General features: G+C 64.0%; 20 protein-coding genes and 1 pseudogene. 5 read left to right on the forward strand and 16 right to left on the reverse strand.

The genetic code is table 11. The features are described from left to right. Window positions 1–304: pseudogene (locus BLX41_RS33825) on the reverse strand (response regulator); the annotation flags it as partial. 59 nt (window positions 305–363) lie between these two features. Further along, window positions 364–864: a retropepsin-like aspartic peptidase RloA2 gene (gene rloA2, locus BLX41_RS21715; RefSeq protein ID WP_123726547.1), complete on the reverse strand. Its 501-nt coding sequence runs from the start codon at window positions 862–864 to the stop codon at window positions 364–366. A gap of 219 nt (window positions 865–1083) precedes the next feature. Here rloA2 and BLX41_RS21720 point away from each other — a divergent pair, with 219 nt between their 5' ends. After that, entirely contained in the window at window positions 1084–1971 is an 888-nt protein-coding gene (locus tag BLX41_RS21720; RefSeq protein WP_123726548.1) for an acyltransferase, read from the forward strand. Here the strand turns inward: BLX41_RS21720 and BLX41_RS21725 are convergent, their stop codons facing one another. The 4 genes from BLX41_RS21725 to BLX41_RS21740 all read right to left on the reverse strand — a co-directional run bounded on the left by BLX41_RS21725 (window position 1972) and on the right by BLX41_RS21740 (window position 4986). Then, window positions 1972–3129, reverse strand: a complete 1158-nt coding sequence (locus BLX41_RS21725) for a glutathionylspermidine synthase family protein (protein ID WP_123726549.1) — start codon at window positions 3127–3129, stop codon at window positions 1972–1974. Further along, the gene (locus tag BLX41_RS21730; RefSeq protein ID WP_123726550.1) at window positions 3126–3845 is read right to left on the reverse strand and encodes a DUF1190 domain-containing protein; all 720 of its coding nucleotides are present in this window, start codon (window positions 3843–3845) and stop codon (window positions 3126–3128) included. The genes BLX41_RS21725 and BLX41_RS21730 overlap by 4 nt, the downstream gene beginning before the upstream one ends. Window positions 3846–3855: 10 nt before the next feature. Beyond that, window positions 3856–4284 carry a DUF350 domain-containing protein gene (locus tag BLX41_RS21735; protein ID WP_123726551.1) on the reverse strand — a complete coding sequence of 143 codons (429 nt, stop codon included), beginning with the start codon at window positions 4282–4284 and terminating at the stop codon, window positions 3856–3858. A gap of 138 nt (window positions 4285–4422) precedes the next feature. After that, window positions 4423–4986 carry a DUF2780 domain-containing protein gene (locus BLX41_RS21740; protein WP_123726552.1) on the reverse strand — a complete coding sequence of 188 codons (564 nt, stop codon included), beginning with the start codon at window positions 4984–4986 and terminating at the stop codon, window positions 4423–4425. A 223-nt stretch (window positions 4987–5209) separates the two neighbouring features. Between BLX41_RS21740 and BLX41_RS21745 the strand changes: the two genes are divergently transcribed. The 3 genes from BLX41_RS21745 to BLX41_RS21755 all read left to right on the forward strand — a co-directional run bounded on the left by BLX41_RS21745 (window position 5210) and on the right by BLX41_RS21755 (window position 7240). Continuing rightward, on the forward strand, window positions 5210–5854 hold the full coding sequence (locus BLX41_RS21745) for an RNA polymerase sigma factor (protein WP_123726553.1): 645 nt from the start codon (window positions 5210–5212) through the stop codon (window positions 5852–5854). Beyond that, a complete protein-coding gene (locus BLX41_RS21750) occupies window positions 5851–6525 on the forward strand; it encodes an anti-sigma factor (RefSeq protein WP_123726554.1) in 675 nt (224 codons plus the stop codon). The genes BLX41_RS21745 and BLX41_RS21750 overlap by 4 nt, the downstream gene beginning before the upstream one ends. 151 nt (window positions 6526–6676) lie before the next feature. Further along, window positions 6677–7240, forward strand: a complete 564-nt coding sequence (locus BLX41_RS21755) for a hypothetical protein (protein ID WP_123726555.1) — start codon at window positions 6677–6679, stop codon at window positions 7238–7240. A 63-nt stretch (window positions 7241–7303) separates the two neighbouring features. Here the strand turns inward: BLX41_RS21755 and BLX41_RS21760 are convergent, their stop codons facing one another. Together BLX41_RS21760 and BLX41_RS21765 are read right to left on the reverse strand one after the other, a co-directional pair. Then, the gene (locus tag BLX41_RS21760) at window positions 7304–7624 is read right to left on the reverse strand and encodes a type II toxin-antitoxin system YafQ family toxin (protein ID WP_311197572.1); all 321 of its coding nucleotides are present in this window, start codon (window positions 7622–7624) and stop codon (window positions 7304–7306) included. Then, window positions 7584–7874, reverse strand: a complete 291-nt coding sequence (locus BLX41_RS21765) for a type II toxin-antitoxin system RelB/DinJ family antitoxin (RefSeq protein WP_015637294.1) — start codon at window positions 7872–7874, stop codon at window positions 7584–7586. Before BLX41_RS21765 ends, BLX41_RS21760 begins: the two co-directional genes overlap by 41 nt. Before the next feature lie 433 nt (window positions 7875–8307). On the opposite strand from BLX41_RS21765, the gene BLX41_RS21770 reads away from it, so the two are divergent. Continuing rightward, window positions 8308–8580 carry a hypothetical protein gene (locus BLX41_RS21770; RefSeq protein WP_123726557.1) on the forward strand — a complete coding sequence of 91 codons (273 nt, stop codon included), beginning with the start codon at window positions 8308–8310 and terminating at the stop codon, window positions 8578–8580. Between the two features lie 223 nt (window positions 8581–8803). Here the strand turns inward: BLX41_RS21770 and fdhA are convergent, their stop codons facing one another. The 8 genes from fdhA to BLX41_RS21815 form a co-directional block, all read right to left on the reverse strand. After that, complete coding sequence (fdhA, locus tag BLX41_RS21775) at window positions 8804–10003, reverse strand: formaldehyde dehydrogenase, glutathione-independent (protein WP_015637296.1); 1200 nt, start codon at window positions 10001–10003, stop codon at window positions 8804–8806. A gap of 170 nt (window positions 10004–10173) precedes the next feature. After that, window positions 10174–11031 (reverse strand): formyltetrahydrofolate deformylase, encoded by an 858-nt coding sequence (gene purU, locus BLX41_RS21780; protein ID WP_123726558.1) that lies wholly within the window; start codon window positions 11029–11031, stop codon window positions 10174–10176. A gap of 147 nt (window positions 11032–11178) precedes the next feature. Continuing rightward, the gene (locus BLX41_RS21785) at window positions 11179–11811 is read right to left on the reverse strand and encodes a sarcosine oxidase subunit gamma (RefSeq protein WP_011063900.1); all 633 of its coding nucleotides are present in this window, start codon (window positions 11809–11811) and stop codon (window positions 11179–11181) included. Window positions 11812–11946: 135 nt separating this feature from the next. Next, a complete protein-coding gene (locus BLX41_RS21790) occupies window positions 11947–14964 on the reverse strand; it encodes a sarcosine oxidase subunit alpha (RefSeq protein WP_123726559.1) in 3018 nt (1005 codons plus the stop codon). After that, window positions 14961–15263, reverse strand: a complete 303-nt coding sequence (locus BLX41_RS21795; protein ID WP_011063902.1) for a sarcosine oxidase subunit delta — start codon at window positions 15261–15263, stop codon at window positions 14961–14963. Before BLX41_RS21795 ends, BLX41_RS21790 begins: the two co-directional genes overlap by 4 nt. 14 nt (window positions 15264–15277) lie before the next feature. Continuing rightward, window positions 15278–16528, reverse strand: a complete 1251-nt coding sequence (locus BLX41_RS21800; protein WP_016964291.1) for a sarcosine oxidase subunit beta family protein — start codon at window positions 16526–16528, stop codon at window positions 15278–15280. Between the two features lie 23 nt (window positions 16529–16551). Continuing rightward, on the reverse strand, window positions 16552–17805 hold the full coding sequence (locus tag BLX41_RS21805; protein WP_123726560.1) for a serine hydroxymethyltransferase: 1254 nt from the start codon (window positions 17803–17805) through the stop codon (window positions 16552–16554). Between the two features lie 415 nt (window positions 17806–18220). Next, a partial coding sequence (locus BLX41_RS21815) for a TraX family protein (protein ID WP_123726562.1) occupies window positions 18221–18800 on the reverse strand: 580 nt, incomplete at its 5' end.

Genomic DNA, 18800 nt, shown 5'->3' on the forward strand with positions numbered 1-18800 from the left:
GCTTGACCACATAGTCGTCGGCGCCGATCTCCAGCCCCACCACTCGGTCGATCTCACCGTCCCGGGCGCTGAGGAACATCACCGGCACCTCGCTGAAGCGGCGCAGCTCCTTGCAGGTTTCAAAGCCGCTGATATCCGGCAGGCCGATATCGAGGATGATCAGGTCCGCCGGGGTTGCCCGCTGATAGTCCAGGGCCCCACGGCCCAGGCTCAGCCAGGTGGTGGTGAAGCCTTCGCCTTGCAGGGCGAAGATCAGGGTGTCGGCAATCGCCGCTTCGTCTTCGACAATCAGGATATGGGGCATGGCATCCAGGCGCGCAAATTCAGTGGGCGAACGGTGCCGGATGCCTGGTAAGCCGTCAATCAGCAGTCGGGTTTATCCGCGGTATAACGCCGCGCCGGGTTCACCGCCGCGCCGAATTCGCGCAGGGCCTTGGCGCCAATCAGCAGCGGGTAGTTGAAGCTGCTGCGGTCGGTGAGGTTGACCTCCACCGTGCGCTTGACGTTGCCCAGGCACATTTCCAGTTCCACCACCGGGCGCTTGGCCGCCTGCGGCTCTTCACGCTCATCGTCCTCGTCGGAACGGCTCTTGATCTTGCTGATCCGCGCCACCTTGTGTTCATAGACCTTGCTCCCGGCATCCTTGGTGGCCAGGCGGAAACGCACCCAGTCCTCGCCGTCGCGGGTAAAGGTCTGGATATCCTTGGCCGACAGCGAAGCGGTCAGGGCCCCGGTGTCCATCTTGGCTTGCAGGGTTTCACCGATTTCCGGCAAGCGGATGTATTCGTAACGGCCATACAGCGTCGGCTCGGCGGCCATCACCGGCAGCGCCAACAGAGAAACAAGAGCAAGGACAGATTTCACGACAGTGGATTCCTTGAGAGAGGGGCAGCGGGATTTTAGACCGCTGCCAACGAATTGGTTCTACCGGTGCCCCGCAGGAGCCGGCTTGCCGGCGAAGAAGCCCGGCCTGCCCAACACCCTACCCGCCCCCAAGTGAAACATTCGTCAGCACACTAGAATTTGGCCTGCCCGCCGAAGCTGCTTATCATGGCGCGCCCAAAAGATTGCAAAGAGTGCCTTATGCGCCGCCTGCTCACCGGCTGTTTCGTCACCCTGCTCCTGCTGCTCAACACCCTGGTGCTGTTCGGCCCGCTGATGGTGTTCGCCCTGCTCAAGCTGATCCTCCCGGGGCGCCTGCGGGACTACGCGTCCGCCGCGGTGATGTGGATCGCCGAGACCTGGGCCGAGATCGACAAGCTGATCTTCGCCCTGTGCATCCCTACCCGCTGGGACATCCGCGGCGGCGAAGGCCTGCGTGAAGACACCTCCTACCTGGTGGTGAGCAACCACCAATCCTGGGTCGACATCCCGGCCCTGATCCAGACCCTCAACCGGCGCACGCCGTTCTTCAAGTTCTTCCTCAAGAAGGAACTGATCTGGGTGCCCTTCCTGGGCCTGGCCTGGTGGGCCCTGGACTACCCCTTCATGAAGCGCTACAGCAAGGCGTTCCTGGCCAAGCACCCGGAACTGCAAGGCAAAGACCTGGAGATCACCAAGGCTGCCTGCGAGCTGTTCAAGCGCCAACCGGTGACCGTGGTCAACTACCTGGAGGGCACCCGCTTCACCCCGGCCAAGCGCCAGCAGCAGGGCTCGCCGTTCCAGCACCTGCTCAAGCCCAAGGCAGGCGGCGTGGCCTTTGTCCTCGCGGCCATGGGCGAACAGCTGGACGCCATGCTGGATGTCACCGTGGTCTATCCCCAGGAACGCATCCCCGGTTTCTGGGACCTGATCTGCGGCAACGTGCCCAAGGTGATCATCGACATCCGCACCCGGGAACTGGACCCCGCGCTGTGGCAGGGCGATTACGAAAACGACCCGGCGTTCCGCCAGCAAGTGCAGGACTGGGTCAACCGGCTATGGACCGATAAGGACCAGCGCATCAGCGAACTGCTGGGTGAAAGCCGCTGATCAATCGCTGATCACGTGGGGCAGGAAGCGGCTGCTGTCCTTGGTGATCGGCGAGTTGTCCTCACGAATGCCAATCCCCGCCGGCTGATCGCCGATCACCCAACTGCCAATCACCGTGTGATTGCCGGCAAACACCGGCAGCGGGTGAAACTGCTGGCGAATGCACGGCCCGCCGCCGTAGGGTCCGGCCTCGATCAAATGCTCGCCGCCGTCGGTGCAGATTTCCACATTGGCGCCCTCTCGGGAAAAGAACGGCTTGCGCACCCAGCCCGAGCCCAGGCTGGCGGATGGATCGTCGTCGATAAACGCCGGCAGCAGGTTCGGGTGCCCCGCATGCCGTTCCCAGAGCAGGGCCAGCGCGCCCTTGTTGGAGAGAATGGCTTTCCACGGTGGCTCGACAAACTGCGTGCCGCTGCCGGCAATCGCCGGGCCATAGGCTTCGTTGAACAGGTGTTCCCAAGGATAGAGCTTGAACAGGCTGTCGATGGGCATCTCCAGCAGGTCGACAAAACGCCCGACGGCATTGAGGCCGATGTCCTCGATGTTGATCAGGCGCGTGCCCAGGCCTGCCTGACGGGCGATGTCGCGCAGGTATTCGACCGTGCCGCGATCCTCCAGCGAATCCCTGACCGAGGCAAAGTGCATCGGCGACTTGAAGCCGCCCTGGACGAAGGCCTGGAGCAGCTTGTCCTCGATGCTGTTGAACTGATCGCAGCCGGCCGGCAATTGCCCGCGCTGCATCTGCTGCTCAAGCCAGACGTACTGGAAGAAGCTCGCCTCGTATAGCGAGGTCGGCGTGTCGTAGTTGGTCTCCAGCAGCTTGGCCGGGCCCGTGCCGTCGTAGCACAGGTCCATGCGCCCATACAGATGGGGCTCGCCCTGCTTCCACGACTGGCGGATCAACTCATGGAAGGCCGCAGGGATAGCCAGGCGCTCCAGCAACTCTTCGCTGTCCACCACTTCGGCCACCAGGGCCATGCACAGCTCGTGCAGTTCCTGGGTTGGGTCTTCCAGGTCGTCCTCAATCTGCCGCAGGCTGAAGCGGTAGTAGGCCGACTCGTCCCAGTAAGGCTCGCCGTCGAAGGTGTGGAAAGCGAAACCCAGTTGTTCCGCCGTGGCCTGCCAGTCCGCGCGCGGAGTGCAGAGGATGCGCTTCAAGAACCGAAGCTCCAGCTGCTGCGGCTGGAGGAACCGAAGCCGCTGCGGCTGACCACTTCATGGGCGCCAGCCAGGGAGTTGCCGGCGCTGGTGAAGTGTTCCGGACTGGAAATGCCGAAGCGTCCGCCGTTGGCGCCGGAGAAAGTCTTGCCGGCCTCCACCTGCTGGCTGAGAGTGCTCAGTCGCGTACCGCCGCGACCGTCGCGCTCCTGATACAGGGGCTCGCTGAAATAGCGCGGCTCCGGGGTCGAGTCCAGGCCGATCCAGCGCCAGAAGCTGGAACCGGTGCTGGAGGAGTTGCTGCTACGGCCACCACCACCACCACCACCTGAACTGCTACTGCTGGAGCTGCTCTGTTGCTGTTCTTCCTCGGGCTCGACCGGCACCGTGCGCTGAGTGGTCAGGGCAAAGCCGCTGGAAAGCGGCACGTAGGCGCGATTGTCCCGGGAGACCATGCATTTGCCCGTGAAGAACTCCTCCTCACAGCGTTGCAGGTCCAGGTAACGCGGGGCGACGCTCTCTCCACGCTCGCTGGCATCAGCCCGAGCCGCCTTGCAGATCGCCGACGGAATCTGTGCCCGCTCGCATTCACTCAGGCTGGTGAAGTTCTGGGTTTGGCGCACTTCCCGGGTCGCCTGGGGCTGACCGTCACAGGCGGCCAGGGCGAACGGTACGCTGCCCAGCAGCACCAGGCGCACGCTTTTACTGCGCTTCATGCCGACGCCCTCAGACCGATGGCGTCATGCAGGCCGCATTCAGCAGGCCGACACCGACAGAGACCGAAGCCACCAGGATCGCCGCGGCGTTTTCCTGGTTGGCGATGCGCTGGGACAGGCCCTTGAGGATCAGGCTGACCACAAAGAACGCCAGCAACTGCACCACCGAGGCGATGCCGGCCCAGAGCAGGAAGTCGATGATCGAGATTGAATGGGCAATTGCGCTGGCCACCGGAATGGCAAAGCCCAGCAAGGCACCGGACAGGGCGATGGAAGCCGCACTGTTGCCCTGGCGGATCAGGGCGAATTCGTTATAGGGGGTCAGGCGCGTGTAGATGAACGCGTAGAGGGCAAAGACCAGGGCAGCGCCCAGCATGTAGAGCATGAAACCGAGCACCGCATCGGCGGGCAGAGACATCTTCAGTGCATCCATGAACATCGCGTTCAAACTTCCTTGGAAAACGGGGCGCGAGATATAGCACAGGCCCGATTCGACGAAAACTCCAGGAGAGGTAAAGACGAGTGTTTCAACATTCAGGAAAAGCCCCGACGCGCCCGGCGCCGGGGCTGCAGGGCGTTACTTGGCCACGCCCCAGATGCCGCTCAGGCTTTGCAGCAGAGAACCGCCGACACCCTGCTGGCCCAGGTACTGCAGGATCAGCGGGGCAAACTGGCCGATCATGCCGCTGTCCATGCCCAGGGCGCCAAAGGCGTTGTTCAGGTCATTGGTGTCCTTGACGTTGCCCAGGGCGCTGTCCAGGCCGGCGGTTTTACCGGAAGACTGACCGAGCAGCCCGCCCAAGGCGCCCAGACTGCCCAGGGCGTTGCTGCCCGAGAGCTGGTCCAGGCCCGGTACGCTTTTGCTCAGTTGCGAATAATCCGAACTGCTCAGTTGATTCTTCGCCAGGCCGAGCATGGCGCCGGTGCCGCCGACGGCTTGCTCAGGGGTGACATTGAGTTGCGACAGGGTGCCCAGCAGACCGGCGGTCTGGGAGGTCGGTGCGGCGGCAGCGGCCTTGTCGCCGCCCTGCATGCCGGCAATGGCATTGGCCGCATCGTTCAGGCTGAAACCGCCGGCCAACGCCGAGCCGGCCGCCAGGGTCATCAGGGTAGCCAGGGCAAAACCGCGTGGAATATTCATCGAAACAACCTCATGGGGCGAGAAACCACCCGGACTCGAGCGGCTGGAAAACAGCCTTTTGACTGAAGCTTCGGGCGAATGTTCCGAAAGTGCTGCAGCGGCACCCGCGCGCCCTGGATTTTAGTCGAGAATCCCGCATCCACGGCTCGCTGCTCTGCGTATATCCAGCAACGACGACCGACGCAGGAGCATCGGCACTGGCCGTAGCAGGAGGTCGCAACCGGTGAATGGAACAACCGCCCCCCCTGGACTACCCTCTGGCTGGATCGACCGTTGCCAGCCGTGGTCCATTCATTTGCCACCTGCCCGGAGAACTGCCATTTCCGCTCCCGACCCCGATCAACTTCGGCACTTGCTGGCCCAGTGCTCACTGGGCGATCGCCGCGCCTTCGAAACCCTTTATCGCAGTGTTGCGCCACGCCTGCACGGCCTCGCCCTGTGCTTCATGGGCCGCCGCGATCTGGCCGAAGAGGTGTTGCAGGAAAGCTTCGTGCGCATCTGGAACAACGCCGTGCGCTACCAGCCACAGCTGTCCGCCCCCCTGACCTGGATGATCAACATCACCCGCAACCAGGCCATCGACCAGTTGCGCAAACATCGCGAACGGCCGCTGAGCGAGCAGCAAGAACAGCAATTGGTGGATGAAGCGCCCTCAGCTCACGAACAACTGGACAGTGCCCGCCAGGCCCGTGCCCTGAGCCGCTGCCTGGAAAGCCTCGACGGCATGCAGCGCCAGACCATCACCGTTGCCTACTTCCAGGGCCTGTCCTGCTCGGAGCTGGCCGAACAGCTGGCGGCGCCCCTGGGCTCGGTGAAATCCTGGATTCGCCGGGGCATGGAGCGCCTGCGCCGGTGCCTTGAATCATGAACTATCAAACCCCTGAACGCCGTCGCGCCCTGGCCGCCGACTACGCCATCGGCCTGATGCAGGGCGCCGCCCGCCGCCGCTTCGACATGCTCCTGCTGGACGATGCCGCCCTGCGCGAAGAACTGGCGCAGTGGCAGGAAAGCCTCGCCACCCTGACCGCCACCTTGCCCGAGGAGGTGGTGCCGGAGCGGGTCTGGGAGGGCATCCAGGCGCGCATCGAACCTCAGGTCCTGCATGTTCCCAAGAAGAATCCACTGTGGATGCGCCTGCGCCTGGCGATTGCCGCCTGCTCGGTCGTGGCGACCCTGTACATCGGCTTTATCCAGCAGAGCGATCAGGTGCGCTACAGCGCCACCCTGCTCGGCGCCGACCAGCAACCGGCCCTGCGGATCAAGGCCCATGCCCAGTACCTGCAAGTGGAACCCTTGACCCTGGCCGCCGTCGGCCTGGATCGCAGCCTGGAGCTATGGGCGATCCCCGCCGATGGCCAGCCGATTTCCCTTGGCGTGGTGCCAGTGGGAGGCAAAGGCAAGATCAACCTGAGCCCGGCTCAGCGCGAACTGCTGGGCACCCCGATCGCCCTGGCCGTGAGCCTGGAACCCCACGGCGGCTCACCTACCGGCCAGCCCACCGGGCCGGTGTTGTACCAGGGGCAATTGGCGGCGCTGTAACAGGCACCTGCTGCCGCAGGAACGGGCTTGCCCGCGAACGCCGTCAGGGTAAACTCCGCGCCCAGGCCCCCCCGCCGCGTCCTTGCAGGCAGGCCCTTGCCTGCCATGCAAGCCCCCGCCTCGCCTGGCGCCATCCATCGAACGGACTCTTATGAAAGCTGCGCTCTACAGCGGTCTCCTGCTGGCCCTGGCAATCGCCGTCTTGCTCTGGCGAATCGGCACCCCGGTCGATAGCAGCCAATGCGCCGACACGCCCCCGGGCCCCCTGACCGGCTTCATCCGCCAGCACTTCAGCGATCGCCAGGGAGCCGACTGGCGCGACGACGGCAGTGCCTTGGGCATTCTTGGCGTTGCCGAGGCCCAGGCGTTCGCCCGCCAACCCGAGCGTTACTACTGCGAAGCCCTGAACCTGCTGCAGGACCCACAGCGAACCCAGACGGAAAAGGTGCATACCACGGCCCTGATGCTGTCCCTGCCCCTCGACTACTACCTGGACCTCATGGACCGCAGCCACCAGCTGTACCAGCGCGGGGTCATGGACCGCCCCGTCCTGACCCTGGTGCTGATACCAAGAGGCACGGCGCTGAACTACTGGTGGCTGCCCCAGTGGCGCTCGCGCTTCCAGCGGGATGCGCCAGGCATCCTGGCCGAGACCGACATAAAGGAAATCCTGAGTGGCGAACACTGGTTCGACTACCCGGGTAGAGGCTATTGATCAGGCTTGATTGGCGGGCAACACAAACCCGCCAATAGGCGGGTTTGTGCAATCTGCATGAGGCTATCTGAACAATTCGGCATGGCTGCCCAGGTCGACAAAGGTCACAAGACCGGCTCGGGCCACGTCATAAATCAGCAGAAAATCGCCACCGATATGACACTCCCTGAAACCGTCCCACTCCCCCTTCAGCGCATGATCGAGGTACTGCGCCGGTAGCGACTCCCCCAGGAACAGCAGCACCATGACCTTGCGCACTTCGTGCATGTCACGACGCCCTGCACGCCGATAGCGCTCCCAGGACTTTTTAAACTCCGGCGTTTGTGCGCATTGCCTGGGCAGGTCAGCGCGCTTTGGGTTCCTCTCCGGCTTCGCCATCAGCATCCCTCAACATGTCGTCAATCGAGTCGTACTGACGACGAATCTCACGCGCCTGCGCCATGGCACGAGCGGTTTTCTCCGATGGGACACGCACTTCGAAAGGCAGCCCCTGCACGGCCACAACCTGACGCAGGAAAAGACGCATGGCCTCGCTCAGGCTCAGCCCACAGGCATTGAGCACAGCGGTGGCACTGACCTTCAAATCCTCGTCTATGCGGCAACGCACGTCAGTGGTTTTCAGTAATGCAGCCAAGGTATCACCTCTATTCGTTATTTGTAGCTACATTGTGGCTACGTTTTTCCATTCTGCGAGGTCGACTCTTTGCGGTCAACCGATTTCAGTGGACCGGACTCGTAAACAGGACCTCGTGCACGTTCAGCGGACGAAACCTCCTGCAAGACATCCCCCCCCAGCGCCTTGCTGCCTCACGCACTGGCGGCTTATAGTCCGCCGGTCGCTCAAATAGCGACCGGGTTTGGCGACCCGACGAACTACGGTCAGAAGCGTCCTGCTTTGTTGGCAGGACGTTCTGCACCCGCAACGTTGCCGTTATGGCAGCTGTGCGTGGGAGACCTTCGGGTCTGCCGGTTCCGTGTGTTCCCGGTTCGCCAACCTGCGTACAGCTGCCACCCATCGTTTGGCGACGAATCCGTGGCGGTTCTCACTGAACTGCGGAGAACTTTCCATGAACCGTTACATGCCGATCACCGGCCACGACTGCAACATCCCCTCCCTACTGATCGATACCCAGGCGCCGCTGGATGTGCTCCATGAAGCCGCCGCCTTCCGTATCCGCGCCGTGACCCAGGTGCTGGAGCAACTGGCCTTGAGCGATGCCCTGGGCAAGGACCCGGTACTGGCCCTGGAGCTGGCCCAGCTTTGCGCCATCCCCCTGCGCGATGGCTGCGACCTGATGGATGTACTGGGACGGCGCCTGCGCGCCACGCTGATCGCCTGATTGAAAGCGGCCGCTGTGGCGAGGGAGCTTGCTCCCGTTCGGCCGGCCGGCGCCCCGGCGCGCAGCGGTCGTAAAACCTGAATCCGCGACTCGACTGGCACAACCGTGTCGCAACCATTGGGAGCAAGCTCCCTCACCACAGAAGAAAAAAACGCCGCATTCTCGGCAAGAGAAGGCGGCGTTTTTCGTTACTGACAGGCTTCAACCCAAAGGCTGACTGTCCTCAGGCAGCGCTGAACAGCTTGTGCGGGTCGATGACGAATTTCTTCGGCACGCCGGCGTCGAACTCGCCATAGCCGCGCGGCGCGTCATCGAGGCTGATGACTTCAACCCCCACCACGTCGGCAATGTTGATGCGGTCCCACATGATGGCCTGCATCAGTTGGCGGTTGTACTTCATCACCGGGGTCTGGCCGGTGTGGAAGCTGTGGGACTTGGCCCAGCCCAGGCCGAAGCGGATGCTCAGGCTGCCCATCTTCGCCGCGGCGTCCACCGCGCCCGGGTCTTCGGTGACGTACAGGCCGGGAATGCCGATCTTGCCCGCCACCCGCACCACGCCCATCAACGAGTTGAGCACGGTGGCCGGGGCTTCGTGCTGAGCACCGGCATGGCCGTGGCCACGGGCTTCGAAGCCCACGGCGTCCACCGCACAGTCCACTTCCGGTTCGCCCAGCAGATCGGCGATCTGTTCGTGCAGCGGGGTGTCCTTGGACAGATCGGCAATCTCAAATCCCTGGGCCTTGGCGTGGGCCAGGCGCACCGGGTTGACGTCGCCGACAATCACCACCGCGGCCCCCAGCAGGCGCGCCGAAGCAGCGGCCGCCAGGCCCACCGGACCGGCACCGGCCACGTAGACGGTGCTGCCCGGGCCAACGCCTGCGGTGACGGCGCCGTGATAACCGGTGGGCAGGATGTCGGAAAGGCAGGTCAGGTCGCGGATCTTCTCCATGGCCTTGTCGCGGTTCGGCAGTTTCAGCAGGTTGAAGTCGGCGTAAGGCACCAACACGTACTCGGCCTGGCCACCGGTCCAGTCGCCCATGTCGACGTAGCCGTAGGCGCCACCGGCGCGGGCCGGGTTGACGGTCAGGCAGACCCCGGTGTGTTGCTCCTTGCAGGAACGGCAGCGCCCGCACGCCACGTTGAACGGCACCGACACCAGATCACCGATCTTCAGGTTCTCGACGTCGCTGCCCTTCTCGATCACTTCGCCGGTGATTTCGTGGCCCAGGACCAGGCCGACCTGGGCGGTGGTACGGCCACGGACCATGTGTTGGTCCGAACCGCAGATGTTGGTGGAGACCACGCGCAGGATGACGCCGTGCTCAATCTTCCTGCCACGCGGGTCCTGCATTTTTGGATAGTCGATTTTCCGTACTTCGACCTTGCCGCTGCCCAGATACACGACACCACGATTACCAGACATGCTTTCACCTCGCTGTTGTTGTTATGGAACCGCGTAACCCAAAGGGGAAACACGTGGATTGCTCGGGTACAGATGCTGTTTCGTTTTCAAAATCGCTTTCACGCGAACAGGCGCAACGCCTGTAGGAGCGAGCTTGCTCGCGAAGGGCTGCGCAGCAGCCCCGGGAATCATCAGAGCACCACCGTGCGGTTGCCGTTCAGGAACACCCGCCGTTCGATGTGATAACCCACCGCCCGGGCCAGGGTCAGGCCTTCGATATCACGGCCCTTGGCGATCAGGTCCTCGGGGTAGTAACTGTGGTCCACCACCTCCACGCCCTGGGCGATGATCGGCCCCTCGTCCAGGTCGTTGTTGATGTAGTGCGCGGTGGCGCCCACCAGTTTCACGCCCTTGTTGTAGGCCTGGTGATAAGGCTTTGCGCCCTTGAAGCCCGGCAGCAGCGAGTGGTGGATATTGATCGCCTTGCCATCGAGCTTGCGGCACAGCTCCGGCGACAGCACCTGCATGTAGCGGGCAAGGATCACCAGCTCGGCACCGGACTCCTCGATCACCTGCCACACCTGGCGCTCCTGGGACGGCTTGTCGTTGGGATCGAGAGGGAAGTGGTGGTAGGGAATCTGGTGCCAGTCGGCCAGGGGCTTGAGGTCCGGGTGGTTGGACACCACCGCCACCACGTCCATGGGCAACTGGCCGATGCGCTGGCGATAGAGCAGGTCGTTGAGGCAGTGGTCGGCCTTGGAGACCATGATCACCACCTTGGGCCGGTAGTGCGGCGCGGTCAGTTCGAAGTTCATCTCGAAGGCCTTGGCCCGCTGCGCCAGACCATCGCGAAAGCCTTGTTCGTCGAGGCCGTCGGGCTGGCGAAATTCCACGCGAATGAAGAAGCGGCCCGAGAGTCGGTCATCGAAGGAGTGGTGCTCGGTGACGTAGCAACCCTGCTCGAACAGAAAGCGGGTCACCGCGTCCACCGTGCCGAGCACGCTGGGGCAGTCGGCGGTGAGAATCCATGTATCAGGGGCGCGGCTCATGGGGGATAACTCCTGTTCGTAAGGGCAACCGCAGCGCGGTTGATCACCTGTAGGAGCGAGCTTGCTCGCGAAAAACCGGGCGCCGCGGTCTTGCGCAAACCCCGTCCTTCGCGAGCAAGCTCGCTCCTACACACCAAGGCGCGGGTTTCAGGCCTGGACGCTCAGGCCGTATTCGGCCGCGGCGTCCTGCAGCCACATCCACCAGTAATCGGAGAAGCTGCGGCGCACCAGCAACTCCCAGGTGTCTTCGCCGGTACGGCGGATCACCAACTGCGACTTGGCGAACACCGTGCCCACCGCCTTGCCCACCGGGAAGTTGTTGGGGTGCACGTCGTAGCTGGTGGACTTCATCAGCACCTGACGCACGTTGGGGCCGGACAGTTCGAGGATCTGCTGGCCGCCGCTGACGTTGACGATCTGGATATGCAGGTCGCCCAGGGCGGCGCGCAGGTTCTGCTCGGCGGCGAATTCTTCGCCGCTGGGCACGATCAGCAGCCACTCATCCGGGCCCAGCCATTGCAGGCTGGTTTCACCCTTGACCACCACGCTCAGGGCACCCGGCAATTCGATGCCCAGGGCCTTGTGCACGCCGGCGGCGAAGGCCGGATCGTGGCCGTCGCCACGGATCGTCAGGTGGCCGAGGAGTTTTTTCTCGCGCAGGGTCACCCCGGCGTTCTTGCGGCCCTTGCCCACCAGGCTCGGCAGATCGGCGTGGTGCAACGACGACTCGGCCTTGGCCCCGGTGGTGGGGCGCTGTTGGTAAACGTTGACTGCGGTCATAGAGCACCTGTCCTGAATTCTGTTGATAACACCCTGTAGGAGCCGGATTGCCGGCGAAGAGGCCCTTGAGCCTGATGCCGGCCCTGAGGCCGCCTTCGCTGGCAAGCCAGCTCCTACACAAGCCAGTTCCTGGCCCTAAATGTTCTGGCGGTCGCCTTTGGGGTCGAAGAACACCGAGGAAACGATTTCCGCCTCGATCACCCGGCCATCGGCCAACGGCGCGAAGACCCGCTCGCCCAGGCGCTTGAGGCCGCCCTTGACCACGCCCAGGGCAAAGGAATAACCCAGGGAGTTGTGGGCATAGCTGGAGGTCACGTGACCGACCATGCTCATGGGAATCGCCTGCTTGGGGTTGAACACCAGCTGCGCGCCTTCCGGCAGCCACTGGGTCGGGTCGATCGGTTTGAGGCCCACCAGTTGCTTGCGCTGCTCGCGCACGCAGTCTTCACGGTTCATCCCGCGCCAGCCGATCCACGAGAACGGTTTGGTCCGGCCCACGCACCAGCCCATGTTCAGGTCGTCCGGGGTCATGGAGCCGTCGGTGTCCTGGCCGACGATGATGAAGCCCTTCTCGGCCCGCAGCACGTGCATGGTTTCGGTGCCGTAAGGGGTCAGGTTGTACTTTTTGCCGGCCTCGACGATCTGCTCCAGCACGCCCATGGCGTAGTCGGCCTGGACGTTGACCTCGTAGGACAGCTCGCCGGTGAACGAGATACGGAACACCCGCGCCGGCACGCCGCCCACCAGGCCTTCCTTCCAGGTCATGAACGGGAAGCCGTCCTTGTCCAGGTCGATGTCGGTGACTTCGCTCAGCAGCTTGCGGCTGTTGGGGCCCGACAGGGTCATGGTGGCCCAGTGGTCGGTGACCGAGGTGAAGTACACCTTGAGGTCCGGCCATTCGGTCTGCTGGTAGATCTCCAGCCACTGCAGCACGCGCGCCGCGCCGCCGGTGGTGGTGGTCATCAGGAAGTGGTTGTCGGCCAGACAGGCGGTGACGCCGTCGTCGAAGACCATGCCGTCTTCCTTGCACATCAGGCCGTAGCGGGCCTTGCCCACGTCGAGCTTGGTCCAGGCGTTGGTGTAGATGCGGTTGAGGAACTCCCGGGCGTCCGGGCCCTGGATGTCGATCTTGCCCAGGGTCGAGGCGTCCAGCAGGCCGACGCTGTCGCGCACCGCCAGGCATTCACGCTTGACTGCGGCATGCAGGTCTTCGCCGTTCTTCGGGAAGTACCAAGGGCGCTTCCACTGGCCGACGTCTTCGAACTCGGCGCCGTTCTTCACATGCCAGGCATGCAGCGCGGTGAAACGCACCGGCTCGAAGATGTGCCCACAGTGACGACCGGCCACGGCGCCGAAGGTGATCGGCGTGTAGTTCGGGCGGAACATGGTGGTGCCCATCTGCGGGATGCTGACGTTCAGCGAACGGGCGGCGATGGCCAGGCCGTTGACGTTGCCCAGCTTGCCCTGATCGGTGCCGAAGCCCAGGGCGGTGTAGCGCTTGACGTGCTCCACCGACTCGAAGCCCTCGCGGGTCGCCAGTTCGATGGCGGCGGCGGTGACGTCGTTCTGCAGGTCGACGAATTGTTTCGGCGCCCGCGCCGTGCCTTTTTCATGGGGCACCTGGAACAGCGCCAGGGTCGGTTCTTCAAGACGAGTCAGGGCCTTGGGCAACACGCCCTCGACGCTCTGAAAGCCGGCTTCGCTGGCGGCGCGCACACCGCCCTCGAAACCGTCGGCCAGGGTGTCGCCGAGGCTGTAGACACCGTTGATACCGCCGACACACACACGTTTCTGCGGCGCTTCACCGGGCACAAAACCGAGGATGTCTTCACGCCACACCGGCTTGCCGCCCAGGTGCGAAGCCAGGTGCACCACCGGGCTGTAGCCGCCGGAGCTGGCGATCAGGTCGCAGTCGAGCCACTCGCCGGGGCTGGTGACCTTGTGCGCCTTGACGTCGATGGCCGCTACGCGCGCGCCGGTCACGTGCTTGCTGCCACGGGCTTCGATCACCGCACTGGAAGTGAGGATGCGGATGCCCTTGGCCCGGGCTTCTTCCACCAGGGCGCCGCGGGGGTTGTGCCGCGCATCGGCAATGGCCACCACTTGCAGGCTGGCGTCGAGCCAGTCCAGGGCCACGCGGTAGGCGTGGTCGTTGTTGGTGGACAGCAGCAGTTTCTTGCCCGGGGCCACGCCGTAGCGGCGCACGTAGGTGGACACGGCACCGGCCAGCATGTTGCCCGGCACGTCGTTGTTGCCGTAGACCAGCGGCCGTTCGTGGGCACCGGTGGCCAGCACCACGCGCTTGGCACGCACCCGGTGGATACGCTGGCGCACCTGGCCGATGGGCGCGCGGTCGCCGAGGTGATCGGTGAGGCGCTCGTGAATGGTCAGGAAGTTATGGTCGTGGTAGCCGTTGACCGTGGCCCGTGGCAGCAGCAACACGTCCGGCAGCGACTTGAGTTCGGCGACCACACTGGCCACCCACTCCACCGCCGGCTTGCCGTCCAGGCTTTCGCGACTGTCCAGCAGGGTGCCGCCGAATTCTTCCTGCTCGTCGGCCAGGATCACCCGGGCGCCGCTACGGGCAGCGGCCAGGGCCGCCGCGAGACCGGCGGGGCCGCCACCGACAATCAGCACGTCGCAGTGCTGGTTCATGTTGTCGTAGGTGTCCGCATCGTTCTCGGTGGGCGAGCGGCCCAGGCCCGCCGCCTTGCGGATGTACTTCTCGTAGGTCATCCAGAACGATTGCGGGTACATGAAGGTTTTGTAGTAGAAGCCCGGCGGCATCAACTTGCCGCCGACCTTGCCGAGGATTCCCATCATGTCGTTGTTGACGCTGGGCCAGCCGTTGGTGCTGGTGGCCACCAGGCCCTGGTACAGCGCCTGTTGGGTGGCGCGCACGTTGGGGATCTGGGTGGCTTCGGTGGCGCCGATCTGCAGCACCGCGTTGGGCTCTTCACAGCCGGCAGCGAAGATGCCCCGGGGCCGGGAATACTTGAAGCTGCGACCGATGATGTCCACGCCGTTGGCCAACAGGGCCGAGGCCAGGGTGTCGCCCTCAAAACCCTTGTAGCTCTGCCCGTTAAAGGTGAAGGTCAGGACTTTGTTGCGGTCGATGCGTCCGCCGTTGGACAGGCGATTGGTCTGGCTCATACCTTCTCTCCAGCAGCCTTGGCGGTGAACTGCGGCTTGGTGCCAATCTTGTAGGTTTCAAGAATTTCGTAGGTCACGGTGTCGCGGGTGGCGTTGAAGTACTGGCGGCAACCGGCGGCGTGAATCCACAACTCATGGTGCAGGCCACGGGGGTTGTCGCGGAAGAACATGTAGTCGCCCCACTCCTCGTCAGTGCAGGCGTTGGGGTCCAGCGGCCGGGGAATGTGCGCCTGGCCGGACGAATGAAATTCCTCTTCGGAGCGCAGCTCGCCGCAGTGAGGACAGAAGATATGCAACATAGGTAGTTGTCCTTTTAGTGGGCGACCGCAGCAGCGCCGTGTTCATCGATCAGCGCACCGTTATGGAAACGGTCGATGGAGAAAGGGGCGGCCAGAGGATGCATCTCGCCCTTGGCCAGACTCGCGGCGAACACGTTGCCCGAGCCCGGGGTGGCCTTGAAGCCACCAGTGCCCCACCCGCAGTTGAAGAACATGTTCGGCACCGGAGTCTTGGAAATGATCGGGCAGGCGTCCGGGCTGGTGTCGACGATGCCGCCCCACTGGCGGTTCATGCGCACTCGGGAGAGGACCGGGAACATCTCGACGATGGCCTGGATGGTGTGCTCGATCACCGGGTAGGAGCCGCGCTGGCCGTAGCCGACCCAGCCGTCGATACCGGCACCGATCACCAGATCGCCCTTGTCCGACTGGCTGATGTAGCCGTGCACCGCGTTGGACATGATCACGCTGTCGATGATCGGTTTGATCGGCTCCGACACCAGCGCTTGCAACGGGTGGGATTCGATCGGCAGACGGAAGCCCGCGAGCTTGGCCATGTGCCCGGAGTTACCGGCCGTGACCACTCCGACGCGCTTGGCGCCGATAAAGCCCTTGTTGGTCTCGACGCCGATGCACACGCCGTTTTCCTTGCGAAAGCCAATGACTTCGGTCTGCTGGATCAGGTCCACGCCCAGGGCGTCGGCGGCGCGGGCAAAACCCCAGGCCACGGCGTCGTGACGGGCCACGCCGCCACGGCGCTGGACCGTGGCACCGAGGATCGGATAGCGGGTGTTTTTCGAGCAGTCCAGGTAGGGAATCTCGTCCGCCACCTGCTGGGTGTTGAGCAGCTCGCCATCGATGCCGTTGAGGCGGTTGGCGCTGACCCGACGCTCGGAGTCACGGATGTCCTGCAGGGTGTGGCACAGGTTGTAGACCCCGCGCTGGGAGAACATCACGTTGTAGTTGAGGTCCTGGGACAGGCCTTCCCACAACTTCATGGCGTGCTCGTAAAGCTGCGCCGACTCGTCCCACAGGTAGTTGGATCGCACGATGGTGGTGTTGCGCGCGGTGTTGCCGCCGCCCAGCCAGCCTTTTTCCACCACCGCGACATTGGTGATGCCGTGCTCCTTGGCCAGGTAGTAGGCAGTGGCCAGGCCATGCCCGCCGCCGCCGACGATGACCACGTCATAGACCTTCTTCGGGGTCGGCGTGCGCCACATCCGCTGCCAGTTTTCATGGTGGCTGAGAGAGTGCTTGAAGAGGCCGAAGCCCGAATAGCGTTGCATAGTCATTGCTCCAGTTGCGGCTCTCAGCGGTAAACCGGGAAATCAGCGCACAGGGTCGCCACCTGGCGAGCGACATTGGCCTCGACATCGGCATCGCCGAGGTGGTCGAGGATGTCGCAGATCCAGCCAGCCAGTTCAATGCACTGGGTGACCTTGAATCCGCGGGTGGTGACCGCCGGGGTGCCGATGCGCAGGCCGGACGTGACAAACGGTGACTGCGGGTCATTGGGCACGGCGTTCTTGTTCACGGTGATGTGGGCACGGCCCAGGGCGGCATCGGCATCTTTACCGGTCAGGCCCTGACGAATCAGGCTGACCAGGAACAGGTGGTTATCGGTGCCGCCGGACACTACATCGTAGCCACGTTTGATAAATACGCTGGCCATGGCCTGGGCGTTGTCGATCACCTGTTGCTGATAGGCCTTGAAACCGGGCTCCAGCGCTTCCTTGAAGCACACCGCCTTGGCGGCGATCACGTGCATCAACGGACCGCCCTGGGCCCCCGGGAACACCGCGGCGTTGAGTTTCTTCTCGATCTCTTCATTGGCCTTGGCCAGGATCAGGCCGCCACGGGGACCGCGCAGGGTCTTGTGGGTGGTGGTGGTGACCACATCGGCATAGGGCAGCGGGTTGGGATACAGACCGGCGGCCACCAGCCCGGCGACGTGGGCCATGTCGACGAACAGCAGCGCCCCGACCTTGTCGGCGATCTGCCGGAAGCGCGGGAAGTCCAGGGTCTTGGAGTAGGCCGAGAAGCCGGCGACGATCATCTTCGGCTTATGTTCCACGGCCAGACGCTCGACTTCGTCGTAGTCGATCAGCCCGGTGCGGGTGTCGATGCCGTACTGCACGGCGTTGTAGAGCTTGCCCGAGGACGACACCTTGGCGCCGTGGGTCAAGTGACCGCCATGGGCCAGGCTCATGCCGAGGATGGTGTCGCCGGCCTGCAGCAGGGCCAGGTACACCTCACTGTTGGCCGAAGAACCGGAGTGCGGCTGGACGTTGGCGTAATCGGCGCCGAACAGCTGCTTGGCGCGCTCGATGGCCAGGGCCTCGACCTTGTCCACATGCTCGCAGCCACCGTAGTAGCGCTTGCCCGGATAGCCTTCGGCGTACTTGTTGGTCAGCCCGCTGCCTTGCGCCTGCATCACCCGCTTGCTGGTGTAGTTTTCCGACGCGATCAGCTCGATGTGATCTTCCTGGCGTTGTTCCTCGGCATTGATGGCCGCCAGCAGTGCATCGTCGTAACCCTGGATCTGGTCTTGCTTGCTGAACATCACGTCTCTCCCAGCGGCGGCGGTGCGCCTTTCGTCTCGGTGAGGCCAGCCTTAAAGCTGTGCCCTTTGGATGCGATGGTATGACCGGGAAGGGGAACTCAAATGCCTATGGACGCCACACAAAGGTGCGTTTACGACATGCCCTGGCGCCCACAGACCAATGCCTGCCCGCGCCACCCACCAACGGCTCTGGATCGGGCCTGTCCTTCCCCCGCACCGCAACGCCCCCCATCCGTAGGAGCTGGCTTGCCAGCGAACAGGCCCTCAAGCCAGGCGCAAATCCGACGGACGCCTTCGCCGGCAAGCCGGCTCCTACACAAGCGGCCCCACCTCACCCGTAGGAGCTGGCTTGCCAGCGAACAGGCCCTCAAGCCAGGCGCAAACCCAATAGACGCCTTCGCCGGCAAGCCGGCTCCTACAGGGCGGCGCGCACGGCCAGTAGAAGAAGAAAATGCAGGGGATACAGCCCATACGCCCAACGCCGCATCGCCGGCGCCGCGCACCCGCGCAAGACCCGCAGCAGCATCACCCCCAACCAGGGCGCCAACAGACAAGCGGCGATACCGCAGGTCGCCACCCAATTGCCCAGGTGCGCTGCCGGGAACAAGGTTTGCCATTGGTTGGCCGCCAGGCACAACGCCCCCGGCAGCAGGCTGAAAGACCCGGACCGACGCAGCACCAACGCCAGGGCCAACGGCAGCAACACCCCGAACGCACCAAACATCAGCCAACGGGAAAACCCCAGCGCCAGCAGCAGGGCCGCCAAGCCAAGCGCCAACGCCAGCCCCCTGGGCCGCTGCCAGCCCCGGGCCACCAACAACCCCAGGGCCAGGGTCGGCAGCACATTCAAGGTGTCGGGGGCGGGAATGAACAGGCGGTAGGGAATCTCGCTCAGCAGGCTGAACAACAGCAGCCAGCCCAGGTAGCGCCAGGGTCCGGGCCGGCTGTCGGTTTCAACCCTGGGCCGGGTCAGATTCACCGCCATCGCCAAGCAG

The organism is Pseudomonas protegens (assembly GCF_003732485.1).
In the GTDB taxonomy this organism is placed as follows: Bacteria; Pseudomonadota; Gammaproteobacteria; order Pseudomonadales; family Pseudomonadaceae; genus Aquipseudomonas; species Aquipseudomonas protegens_B.